This window comes from Pseudoalteromonas sp. XMcav2-N (assembly GCF_024124545.1).
GTDB lineage: Bacteria > Pseudomonadota > Gammaproteobacteria > Enterobacterales > Alteromonadaceae > Pseudoalteromonas.
Window position 1 is genome coordinate 137609 of record NZ_JAMXSF010000004.1, and the last position, 12488, is coordinate 150096.

Genomic DNA, 12488 nt, shown 5'->3' on the forward strand with positions numbered 1-12488 from the left:
GATAGCAAGGTACAATTTGAACCATCATCAATCCTGATACGATTTTTAATCGGGTGTTCTGCGTATCAGGTGAAGCAGTACAAAGGAAGCAACAATATGAACAACAAACAACTTAGCTCGCTCAGTTTACTGGCCTTATGTATAGGTACTCTCACCGGATGTGGTGGCTCAGATAATAACCTCAATCAGCCTGTCTCAGCCAACAACAGTAGCCATACACAGAATAACTCTGGTACTGATTCGGGTGATGGGAACCAGGTTACGGGAGACGAGAATAAATACAGCCAGCGTGGACGGGTGATTGATGGCTATGTATCCGGGGCCAAGGTTTGGCTGGATCTGAATAACAACGGCTCGCACGATGCAGATGAACCCAGCGCGCGCTCGACAGATCAGGGAAGCTATTTACTTGAACTAACAGCCGCTCAGAGACAATGTAGTGTGTATGTACCTACTTACGTTGATGTGCCTGTAGGCGCTATTGACGAGGATTTAGGTGAAGTGACCAAGGCCTACCAGCTGGTATTACCCCCGTCTCTGGAGGCCATCGAAGATGACCGCATTGCGGCGCATGTAACGCCTCTGACAACGGTATTGTGGCAGTCATTGAGTGAGTCTGAGGCCTTCAAAGGAAAAAGCTGTGCTCAATTGCAACAGGAACCCAGACTGTTAAGTGAGTTGCTGAGCATCTTACGTCAAACCACAAACGAAGTAATTGCACATTACAACATTTCTGAACAGCAGTTGTTCAGTGATTACATTGCGAATGAGGACGAACAGGCAAAGCAGTTAGCAGAGCGGATTGTATTAGGGCTTCAGGCAAGTTTGAAAAAGCGCCTTGAGTTAGCTGAGCAATACCCGGATGCGGATGAGATCCGCGTTATTCACTACCAAAAAACGCCTCGGTCTGAGCATAGCAGCGAACAACTCTGGTATCGCGACATTGTGGTATTTGGCAAAGACGACAGTACTTTTTTCAGTGAAACGGCACAAATGGATAGCGAACTGGAAAACGTGGTATTTGTGGAGTATCTGAGAAACACGGTATACCAACCCTGGGGAGCTGCAGGCCAATACAAGCAGCAAGTTGATCTTATCAGAGAGAATGCGGAAGATACTGGCCGTTGTGTATTTAAAGAGGGCATTTCAGTCACCCTGCAAGGGATTAAATATGCGCTCTCAAACTCACTGGATCGTAAACGCGACAACGAAGTGCAAAGCTGTGACTGGCAACAGGACTTTAGCGCGAGGAATGAACGTTTGCTGTCGATCACATACGGCACAGAGCTGGTAAAAAAATACACTCAGATAGAACAGCGTGACGGGATGCTTGAGGGGTTGAATGACTGGCATTCTCTGGGAAATAAGCATTCTGTGCTGGTATCGCAAGAGTTGGCTGACTATTTTGTTGCAAGTGGCTATGAATTAGAAAAGACACTGACTCTGCCTGCTTTTAGCTGGTATAAGCGGATGACGGATGATAGCGGTGAGCACCGGGTGATGACGGAGCGATTTGCCGACACAGACTGGCTTAAAACCACGTATCAAAGCGATGGCACTTACACAACACAATGTAGTGAAGATGGCATAATCTGGGGATCCTGTCAGCGATAATTGTGTTTACGCTCTGGGTGCAAAAAAAGTAATTTCACGCCCTCTTGAATTTGATTGATTTGTTTTGCGCAATAACCGCGTTCAACTATGCTTATCATCAGACAGAACAAGGGGGTTGTGATGGCTTTAGTTGAGCTTATTTATGTCAGTACTGTTACTGCGCCTTTGTCGGACGAGCAGCTGATAGAGTTAAACCGTTACTGTAAAAGTACCAATCAACTCATGGGTATTTCCGGTATGCTGCTGTACGACGGTCATCATTTTATGCAAGTGATTGAAGGCGAGAGAGATCACGTTGAGCGCTTGTATAAAAAAATCCAGCAGGATTCGAGGCATACAGGTGTCGCTGCGTTAATTGTGAATGATATTACCAAGCGTAATTTTGCGCGTTGGTCCATGGGGGTCATTGATCTGTCAAAGCATGCGAGCTATCGCAAGGTGAAAAACTTGCGTCCACACAGGCGCCTGCCTTTGAGTTATAAGCTACTTAAATCGTTTCGGGATCATGAAATGGAGTTCGATGAACGAGTTCGCAAGTCATTCGGTTAAATATATATTTTGGAAAACATAGCTGCTGCCACACACAGCAGCTATGTTTAGGTATTTGCGCTAAGCTAGCTTTCTTGACCTGTCTCGGGTTTTGGATGAGGAAGCACAAGGTTAAGCACTATGCCTAAAATGGCACACAGGCTTACTCCTTGGAGGCTAAACTCGGTGCTGCCAAGCTGCATACCGCCAATACCAAACACCAGGATCAGGGCGATGATACTCAGGTTACGCGGTGCACTGAGGTCAGTCTCTGACTTAACCAGAGTATTTAAGCCAACCACAGCAATGGAGCCAAACAACAGGGTCATGATACCGCCCATAACCGGGGTTGGAATGGTCTGTAACCCAGCGCCCATTTTGCCAACAAATGCCAGCACAATCGCAATGACTGCGGTCCAGGTCATCACCTGAGGGTTGAAGTTGCGCGTAAGCATCACTGCCCCTGTAACTTCTGAATAGGTGGTATTAGGTGGACCTCCAAACAAAGAGGCTGTTGAGGTTGCCAGACCATCTCCCAGTAAAGTGCGGTGCAGACCGGGTTTTTCCAGATAGTCTTTACCGGTTACGTTACTGATTGCCATCATATCGCCAATGTGTTCAATGGCCGGCGCAATTGCTACGGGCACCATAAACAAAATGGCAGGCCAGTAAAACTCCGGCCAGACAAACGCAGGAACAGCCAGCCAGCTGGCATTGGTGACGGCATCAAACTGCACTATGCCGAAAACCAGCGATAAGGCATAGCCGGTGATAATCCCTGCCAGAATGGGGATGAGACGAAAAATCCCTTTGGCCGTGACGGCAACCACTAAGGTCACAATGAGTGACAGCAGAGAAATAACCAAAGCCTGTTCATAGGCAACCAGCTGAATGCTGCCATCACCACTTTTACCCATGGCCATATTAACGGCGACGGGGGCCAGCGCGAGGCCGATCACCATGATCACGGGGCCAACAACCACAGGGGGTAAAATCTTATGCAGTATATCAGCTCCTTTAAAGCGTACCAGCAAGCTTAGCAGGATATACGCAAACCCCGCAGCCATGAGTCCGCCCATGGTCGCGGGGATCCCCCATACCTGTACGCTGGCAATGATGGGCGCGATAAAAGCAAAGGAAGAGGCCAGAAAAACGGGTACCTGTCCGCGCGTCACAAACTGAAAAACCAAAGTGCCCAGGCCTGCGGTAAACAGCGCCACATTGGGGTCCAGACCGGTCAGTAGTGGTACCAGTACCAGCGCACCAAAGGCAACAAACAGCATCTGGGCACCGCTGACAATGGTTTTAAGCGATGTGAAAGAAGTCATTGATGTGTTGGACATTCAGCGTGCCCTACACCGTGCCAAAGATTTTATCACCAGCATCACCCAGGCCAGGCACTATGTAGCCTTTTTCATTCAGGTGACTATCCAGTGACGCGGTAAAAATTTCTACGTCTGGATGGGCTTCCAGGGTTTTGTTTACCCCTTCAGGTGCCGCAACCAGCACAATGATTTTGATTTCTTTACAGCCGGCTTTTTTTAGCATATCGATGGTTGCGATCATAGAGCCGCCAGTGGCCAGCATTGGGTCGATCACCAGACTCATGCGCTCCTCAATATTACCAACCAGCTTCTCAAAATAAGGCACAGGTTCGAGTGTTTCTTCGTTGCGTTGCAGGCCGACCACACTAACCTTAGCGCTTGGGATTAACTGCATCACGCCTTCCATCATGCCCAGTCCGGCGCGCAGGATTGGCACAACGGTGATTTTCTTACCTTTGATGTGTTGAACTGTCAGGTCATCTCCTTGCCACCCCTTGATGGTGATATCTTCTAATGGAATGTCCTTTGTTGCTTCATAGGTCAGCAGGGTACCCACTTCCTGACATAACTCGCGAAAGCTCTTAGTGCTGATCCCGTGCTCACGCATCAGGCCAAGTTTATGCTGTACAAGGGGGTGTTTGATTACATGAATACTCATTGAAAAGATACTCCAGATAAAATTTATCGCTATTTTAGCTTAGCTCTTCAAGAATTACCCTGAGGTAACGCAAATAATTTATTCAATGAGTTAGGTGTAGTTTACACGGCTAACCTCGATACCGTCCGCAGCGCTGCACAGGCTCAATGTGATGGTAACGGCAGAGGCTCTGATTGAGCGGGCGCAGGTGGTAATGTCAGGGAGATAACACGTCGCTGCGATAGTCTGTGGCGCTGTTGCAGATAGCCAAAGTGCTTGCGCAGTAACTGAGCTTGCAAGCCGCTGTCGCGCGCTTGCTCCAGTGCGCGTGTGAGAATAGAGATATGGACTTTGTTCTCGGGGTGCAGATAAAAATGAAAGTCCAGTGGGTAACTCAACACCAAGTGAGGCTCTATGATCAGACCGTTGCTCAGAGTGTAGTCATCTATTTCGTTGAGACCCCGAGAAAAGTAATCAAAGCCTCGGTTACCGTCTGTGAGCATTCGTAAAATGGTGGTATGATCGCTGGCACTTTCAACATAAGGCAGGTGGTTGGCCTGCCAGATTTGGGTGTCGTACCAGCCAGGTGCAAAGACACCGACCAGTTCGCTGTCTCGAAAGGTGTCCAGCGATGTGACCGTGTCAAAACGCGGCTGATTGCGCTGATGAATGAGTAACAACCGTTTGCCTATCAGGCCCTGAGTAAGCGGCACCGCGATCTTATGAAAAGTGGCATCACGCTGGGGTGTTGCCAGACGCATGATCATCGTGATCTTGCCACTATTGAGCAGTCGTGACTCACGTTTATAGAGTGGGTTAGGGGTCATGGTGAGCGTCAGGTTGTAGCCCAGTTCATAAAGCGACACATGGAGTAATTCGCTCAGGTACTTTTGTAATTTGACCTGCCGTACCGGCAAGGTTATTTTCAATTCTGGCTGAACTTGCTGACTGGTTTGTGCAACGACACAAGGGCTGAACTGCACGAGTAATATCAGATAAAAAAAGTGTTTTACTACCCACACAAGCCTACTACCATTGAAGTCACATCTCTGAGAGTATAGGCAATTTAAAGCGGCTGTTATGCCAATGCTTTTCTTTTTTTGTCGTTTATGTGAGAATTCACAGCGATAAACCGAGGACCCTATGAGCAAATTCTCCGCCACATTACTGATGATAGCCGCTTTGCTTGCCTTTATTGTACAAGGTATGGCGAATGCTGTAATGGCGTGTGAAGCACATATGCAGGGTCACGATATGCACACTGCTATGATGCAGCATCACCATGAAGCTGCAGCGCCAGAATTAACGGGCACCTCTGTTCAGCTCAAGCATGACCATGGCAAGATGAGTCACACGCAGCAGCAAATGGACTGCTGTGATGATGACAGTGATTGCGTATGCCTGACGCACGCTTGCGGTAGTGCGCAGCTGCTGCCTGTTGCCGAATTTTCTCTCACTACAGACTTAGTTTTCCTTGCTGCCATTTGGCATGAGGACCAACTCCCTGTTGCTGTCGCTCAGTCCTTATATCGCCCCCCCATTTTTGCCTGACCCAGGTGAAGTGCGTCTGAAATTCGGCGCCTGACCTGTCAATCCAACTGCTTATTATGATTTCACTGCGTTTTGCAATGTGATGTTTACATAATCCTTGCCTGCGCTCGTCGTTTTATCGCGCAGGAAGAAGACGGAGGCAAATTGTGTCTTTTACTACTAATAAATATGTTCTATTTCTGAGCGCCTGTTTGTTCTCGCTGCTGAGCCTGAGCAGCGAGGCTCAGCCGGGCCCGTTACAGGCGTTAACTGTCTATAAAACGCCAACCTGTGGCTGCTGTAAAAAGTGGCTGTCACACCTGTTGGCGCAAGGCGTTGCGGCGCAGGGAAGGGAGCTGGCGTCTTTAAGTGCGCTTAAATCACGTCACGGTATTGCACCGCGTTATCGCTCTTGCCATACCGCGCTCAGCCATGACGGCTGGGTATTTGAAGGGCATGTCCCGGCTAAATTTATTCAGCAGTTTCTGGCCAACCCTAAAGCGGATGCCATCGGGCTGAGTGTGCCTGCCATGCCACTGGGTTCGCCTGGCATGGAAGTGGATGAGCGTTTTATGCCATACCAGGTCTTACTGCTGATGAAAGATGGCAGCCATCAGGTTTATGCGCAAATTGATACCTATGAGGAGCAGTTTTGATGTCGTTTTTAATTCCTGCAACAGCCCGTTGCGCGCTGTTGGGCGCACTGATAATGGCAACCAGCTCTGTGCAGGCCTCTGCCAGTTTGCCTTTACAAAAAGCCATAGAGCAGGCAATTGCTCAGGATCCTTTATTGCAAAAACACCAACATCAGCAGCAAGCCACTTATGCGCAAGGCCTTGCCGCCGGTACGCTACCCGACCCAAAAGTGTCCTTGTCTATGATGAATCTGCCGGTGGATGGCTGGCAACACGACCGCGAGGCAATGACCCAGCTTAAGGTGGGCGTGAGCCAACAGTTTGGCCGTGGCGATGAGCTGGCACTTAAACGTGAACAGCTACAGATTGCCAGTGAAGAGTACCCGCTGCTGCGCGCCGACCGGGTTGCGCAAATACGGGCACAAGTCAGTCAGCTATGGCTCGATACCTATCTGGCCGAGCGTACCATTGCTTTGATTGAGCAGGATAAAGCCCTGTTTGAGCAACTGGTCGATGTCAGTAAAGCCAGTTATGCCAATGTGGTCGGGCGTACCCGTCAACAGGATGTGATCCGCGCGCAGCTGGAGTTGGTACAGCTCGACGACCGTCTCAGTGTTGAATACCAAAAACGGGAGTCTGCGCGTGCACAGCTGCTGGCCTGGCTGCGAGGCGCTCAGGCGCATATCGCCTGGTCTGATATCAATTTGCCAGAGACCTTGCCTCAGCTAAAAGTGGCTGTCCCGGCTATTTTTGTGCAGGGCAAGCCGGATGCCGCGCGACTACTGGCACGGCTTACCAGCCATCCGGTGGTGCTGGCGCAGGATGTGCGTATTGAGGCAGCTGGCAAAGGGGTTGCGATTGCCCGCCAGCAATATAAGCCGCAGTGGGGCGTCAATGCCAGCTATGGATATCGCAGTGATATGCCAGATGGCACCAGCCGCGCCGACTTCTTTTCGCTGGGGGTGACGCTGGATGTGCCTTTATTTACGGACAACCGTCAGGATCAGTGGCTGAGTTCAGCTCAGTCAAATCGCGAAGCCATCAAAACCGATAGACTGTTGCTGCTGCGTGAGTTGTCCGGCCAGGTTGAAAAAGAGGCGAGCCAGCTGAGGCGCCTTGCTGAGCGTCAGGTCCTATATCGGGAGCTGTTGCTGCAACAAACACACGAGCAGGCGGAGGCGGCGCTTACCGCCTACACCAATGATAACGGCGATTTTGCCGAGGTCGTGCGAGCCCGCATTGCTGAGCTCAATGCCAGAGTAGCGGCCAAACAAATTGACGTAGATGCCCTAAAAACCGTTGCCAGACTGAACTACTACCTCACCACTTATCAGCCAGGAGTGACCGATGAATAATACGCTGAAACTATTGCTAGCTGGCTTATCAGGGGGGGCGCTGAGCTATGCCCTGATGACCCTGACCGCCGCACCCTCTCATACCGCTGACGCAGAGGCTGACAGCAACCAGCCGCTCTACTGGGTGGCGCCAATGGACAGTAATTATCGCCGTGATAAACCCGGAAAGTCGCCCATGGGCATGGATCTGGTGCCCGTTTATGCCGAGAGTGAAGAACAAGTGCCGGGGGCCGTTACTATATCTCCTGAAGTGGTGAACAACCTGGGCGTGAGAACCGCTGCGGTTGAGGTGGGGCCGATGCACAGCACAATTTCGACGGTCGGTTATGTGCAATATGATGAAGACAAACTGGTGCACATTCACCCGCGCGTTGATGGCTGGGTTGAAACCTTATACATCAAAGCAGCTGGTGAGCCGGTTGAGCAGGGGCAGCCATTGTATTCGCTCTATTCGCCACAGCTGGTGAATGCGCAGGAAGAGTTTTTGATAGCGCTGAATCGTAACAATGCAGCGTTGATCAAAGCGGCGCGCGAGCGGTTAATGGCGCTGCAATTATCGACTGATTTTATCGCCAGTTTGGAAACTCAGCGTCAGGTGCGTCAGACCATTACCTTCTACGCCCGTCAGAGCGGCGTGATAGCCGAGCTGAAGATCCGCGAAGGGTTTTATGTTAATCCGGGCAATACCCTGATGAGCGTTGCCCAACTGGATCAGGTCTGGGTGGAAGCCGAAGTATTCGAGCGCGATACCGCGCTGGTCAAAGCCGGTCAGCCCGTTACCATGACGCTGGATTATCTGCCCGGTGTGCGCTGGCAGGGCAATGTAGATTATGTTTATCCAACCCTCAATGAAACCACCCGGACCCTGCGGGTACGATTGAAGTTTGACAATGCAGCAGGGCAACTGAAACCCAATATGTTTGCTCAGGTGCAAATTCAGGCCGGCAGTAAAGCACAAGCCATGCAGGTGCCGAGCGAGGCGGTGATCCGCACCGGTAAGCAGGATAGGGTTGTTATGGCGTTGGGCGAAGGGCGCTTTAAATCTGTGGCCGTTACTTTGGGCCGGGTAGGGCTGCAAAGCACTGAGATCCTCGAAGGACTTCAGCAGGACGACCGGGTCGTCACCTCGGCTCACTTCCTGATTGATTCGGAGTCCAGCAAAAGCTCTGACTTTAAGCGTATGAGTGCGGATGCAAAACCGACTCAGGTCTGGATGGCCGGCACTGTGAACCACTATGAGGCGCAATCGGATGTGATCAACATGACCCATGATGCCGTGCCCGAGTGGGAATGGCCTGAAATGACCATGGACTTTCAACTTGCCGATACGCTCGACAGCAGTGCGCTAAAAACCGGCCAGTCGCTGCATTTTGAGGTTACCAAAACGGATGCCGGGTATGAAATCACCACCATTCATATCATGGCTGAACCGACCTTACCAAGAGCGACTGTGGACGGCCATATCAAGGCAATCGACGCCGCCTCTCGTATCGCTACTATCCATCGCGGTGCCATTGAAAAATGGGGGCGAGCAGCGGCCACCATGGACTTTGTGATAGCCGAGGATATTGACCTGAGTGCGTTTAATGTGGGCGATCAGATAACCTTTACCTTTGAGGTGGGGGATGACTTTGTTGTGACCCAGATGCAGCACAGCGAGCAAGACTCAGCCATGTCTGAACATGCGCATCATTAAGCCGGGAGTATTATCATGATAGCAGCAATCATAACCTGGTCTTTGCACAATCGCGTACTGGTCCTGCTGAGCACGCTGATGCTGGTGGCAGGCGGCCTGTTTGCACTGAAGCAAACGCCGGTTGATGCCATTCCTGATTTATCGGATGTGCAGGTCATTGTAAAAACCAGTTATCCGGGCCAGTCGCCCCAGGTAGTCCAGGATCAGGTCACCTTTCCACTGACCACCGCCATGTTGTCGGTCCCCGGCGCAACCACAGTGCGTGGATATTCCTTTTATGGCGATTCCTATGTGTATGTGATCTTTGATGATGACACGGATCTCTACTGGGCGCGCAGCCGGGTACTGGAGTATCTTAGCCAGGCGGCCAACTTACTGCCACCGACTGCTAAACCGCAACTCGGACCGGACGCCACCGGGGTGGGCTGGGTGTACATTTATGCCCTGACGGACCGCTCAGGTAAGCATGACATCAGCCAGTTACGTAGTCTTCAGGACTGGTTCTTAAAATACGAGTTACAGACGGTGCCCGGGGTCTCCGAAGTGGCTTCTGTGGGTGGTATGGTTAAGCAATATCAGGTGCAGGTTGATCCCGATAAACTGCGCGCCTATAACCTGCCCCTGAGTCATATTCAGCAGGCGCTGCAACGGGGGAATCAGGAAACCGGTGCGTCAGTCATCGAGATGGCAGAAGCCGAATATATGGTGACGGCCACCGGCTATATTCGTTCGGTCACCGACCTTGCCCAGATACCGCTGGGCCTCAACGAGCAGGGCACCGCACTGACCTTGGGTGATGTCGCGCAAATAACGATAGGCCCGCAAATGCGACGCGGCATTGCTGAGCTTAACGGCGAAGGTGAAGTAGTCGGTGGGGTGGTGGTCATGCGTTTTGGTGAAAATGCACAGCAGACCATTGCCGGCGTGAAGGCCCGACTGGATGAACTCAAAGCGTCCTTGCCCGAGGGCGTTGAGGTGGTTACTGTGTATGACCGCAGTCAGCTGATTGAGCGGGCGGTTGATAACCTATGGCAAAAGCTACTTGAAGAGCTGCTGGTAGTGGCTGTGATCTGCGTCGCCTTTTTGTTCCATCTGCGTTCTTCGCTGGTGGCGGTGATAACCTTGCCGCTGGGGATACTGGTGGCCTTTATTGTCATGTATTTGCAGGGAATCAACGCCAACATCATGTCGCTTGGCGGGATTGCCATTGCCATTGGCGCGATGACCGACGGAGCGATTGTGATGATAGAAAATTTTCATAAGCACATGGAAAAGACGCCGCTGACCGACGACAATCGCTGGCAGGTTGTAGCAAAAGCAGCCACGGAAGTGGGTCCAGCCCTGTTCTTCAGCTTGCTGATCATCACAGTATCATTCCTGCCGGTGTTTATTCTCGAAGCGCAGGAAGGGCGTATGTTTGCGCCGCTGGCATACACGAAAACCTATGCCATGGCGGCGGCTGCCGGACTGGCAATTACGCTGGTGCCTGTGCTGATGGGTTACTTTATTCGCGGCAAAGTCACGCCAGAGCGAAAGAACCCGCTTAATCGCTTGTTAATCGCCGCTTATATGCCGCTGCTGCGTCAGGTGATGCGCTTCCCCAAAACCACGCTACTGGCAGCGGTCGCGCTGACTGTGGTGGGCTTTTATCCGCTGAATAAAATCGGCAGCGAATTTATTCCACCACTGGATGAGGGCGATCTTATGTATATGCCCACCACTTATCCGGGGATCTCCATCGGTAAAGCGCGTGAGCTGTTGCAGCAAACCGACAAGCTAATTAAGACTGTGCCGGAAGTCGAAAATGTGTTTGGTAAAGTCGGACGTGCAGAGTCAGCCACCGATCCCGCGCCGCTGACCATGATTGAAACCTTTATTCAGCTTAAGCCTCGCAGCGAATGGCGTGAGGGAATGACCACAGATAAGCTCAAAGCCGAACTGGACCGTTTGGTGAAACTACCGGGTGTCAGTAATGCCTGGGTGATGCCCATCAAAACCCGTATCGATATGCTCGCCACGGGGATCAAAACACCGGTCGGGGTGAAGATTGCAGGTCCGGATCTGGCTGTCATTGAATCGCTTGGTCAGCGCCTCGAAACCATTCTGAATACGGTGCCGGGCACGGCGTCAGTATACTCCGAGCGGGTTGCAGGCGGGCGTTATATTAAAGTGGATATTCGCCGCGAGCAGGCCAGTCGTTTCGGGTTGAACATTGCCGACGTACAGCAGGTGGTGGCCACCGCCATTGGTGGTATGAATGTCACGCAAACTGTGGAAGGGCAGGAACGTTACCCGGTTAATTTACGTTATCCGCAGGACTATCGTAGCTCGCCTGAGCAACTGGCGCGCTTGCCGATAGTGACGCCCACCGGTCAGCGTATTGCACTTGGGGATGTGGCCGATGTGTACGTGGAAAGTGGCGCGCCGGGGATCAAAAGTGAGAACGCCCGCATCAATGGCTGGACCTTTGTCGATATAGACGGCGTTGACCTGGGCAGTTATGTCGAGCAGGCGCGTAATGTAGTGGCCGAGGAACTGGATTTACCCGCCGGGTACTCTTTAAATTGGGCCGGACAGTACGAATATATGATCCGGGCACAAGAAAAGCTCAGTTATGTACTGCCGTTGACTTTGGCGATCATCATGTTGCTGCTGTATCTCAACTTCCGTCGTTTTGGCGAAGTAGCACTGATCCTGCTGACTTTGCCTATGGCTACCGTGGGCGGCCTGTGGTTGATGTATCTGCAAGGCTTTAACTTCTCTGTTGCGGTTGGGGTTGGCTTTATTGCGCTGGCCGGTGTAGCGGTTGAGATTGGGGTGATCATGCTGGTGTATCTGGAACAGGCGTTTAAAGGCTTGCAAAGCGAGGCCAGTGCCCGCCAATTGCCGGTGAGCGAGTCGCAATACATTGACGCCCTACTGCATGGCGCTGCACTGCGGGTAAGGCCGGTAATGATGACCGTCGCGACTATCATTATTGGTTTGCTGCCCATTTTGTATGGCACAGGCACCGGCTCTGAAATTATGAGTCGGATTGCGGCCCCTATGGTAGGCGGCATGGTAAGCGCACTGGTGTTAGCGCTATTGGTATTGCCGGTGTGTTATAGCTTGATGAAAAAGCCAGCGTTGCAGCGCTTTAATGCGCAAATGCAGGAGGCTCGCTAACGA

General features: G+C 51.6%; 10 protein-coding genes. 7 read left to right on the forward strand and 3 right to left on the reverse strand.

All coding sequences use genetic code 11. The annotated features are described in order from the left end of the window. Positions 1–96: 96 nt before the first annotated feature. On the forward strand, positions 97–1614 hold the full coding sequence (locus tag NH568_RS06875; protein WP_253046016.1) for a hypothetical protein: 1518 nt from the start codon (positions 97–99) through the stop codon (positions 1612–1614). A 120-nt stretch (positions 1615–1734) separates the two neighbouring features. Then, complete coding sequence (locus NH568_RS06880; protein ID WP_054014496.1) at positions 1735–2163, forward strand: BLUF domain-containing protein; 429 nt, start codon at positions 1735–1737, stop codon at positions 2161–2163. Positions 2164–2228: 65 nt separating this feature from the next. Here the strand turns inward: NH568_RS06880 and NH568_RS06885 are convergent, their stop codons facing one another. The 3 genes from NH568_RS06885 to NH568_RS06895 form a co-directional block, all read right to left on the reverse strand. Beyond that, positions 2229–3485 (reverse strand): uracil-xanthine permease family protein, encoded by a 1257-nt coding sequence (locus NH568_RS06885; protein ID WP_253046017.1) that lies wholly within the window; start codon positions 3483–3485, stop codon positions 2229–2231. A gap of 10 nt (positions 3486–3495) precedes the next feature. Further along, a complete protein-coding gene (upp, locus tag NH568_RS06890) occupies positions 3496–4125 on the reverse strand; it encodes a uracil phosphoribosyltransferase (protein ID WP_253046018.1) in 630 nt (209 codons plus the stop codon). Positions 4126–4268: 143 nt separating this feature from the next. Continuing rightward, positions 4269–5126 (reverse strand): hypothetical protein, encoded by an 858-nt coding sequence (locus tag NH568_RS06895; RefSeq protein ID WP_253046019.1) that lies wholly within the window; start codon positions 5124–5126, stop codon positions 4269–4271. A 121-nt stretch (positions 5127–5247) separates the two neighbouring features. Between NH568_RS06895 and NH568_RS06900 the strand changes: the two genes are divergently transcribed. From NH568_RS06900 to NH568_RS06920, 5 genes are all read left to right on the forward strand, one after another. Continuing rightward, positions 5248–5655: a hypothetical protein gene (locus NH568_RS06900; protein WP_253046020.1), complete on the forward strand. Its 408-nt coding sequence runs from the start codon at positions 5248–5250 to the stop codon at positions 5653–5655. 191 nt (positions 5656–5846) lie between these two features. Beyond that, the gene (locus tag NH568_RS06905; RefSeq protein WP_253046174.1) at positions 5847–6290 is read left to right on the forward strand and encodes a DUF411 domain-containing protein; all 444 of its coding nucleotides are present in this window, start codon (positions 5847–5849) and stop codon (positions 6288–6290) included. Then, positions 6290–7624, forward strand: a complete 1335-nt coding sequence (locus NH568_RS06910; RefSeq protein WP_253046021.1) for a TolC family protein — start codon at positions 6290–6292, stop codon at positions 7622–7624. The genes NH568_RS06905 and NH568_RS06910 overlap by 1 nt, the downstream gene beginning before the upstream one ends. Further along, entirely contained in the window at positions 7617–9320 is a 1704-nt protein-coding gene (locus NH568_RS06915; protein ID WP_253046022.1) for an efflux RND transporter periplasmic adaptor subunit, read from the forward strand. Before NH568_RS06910 ends, NH568_RS06915 begins: the two co-directional genes overlap by 8 nt. A gap of 15 nt (positions 9321–9335) precedes the next feature. Further along, positions 9336–12485: a CusA/CzcA family heavy metal efflux RND transporter gene (locus tag NH568_RS06920; protein WP_253046023.1), complete on the forward strand. Its 3150-nt coding sequence runs from the start codon at positions 9336–9338 to the stop codon at positions 12483–12485. Positions 12486–12488: the final 3 nt, after the last annotated feature.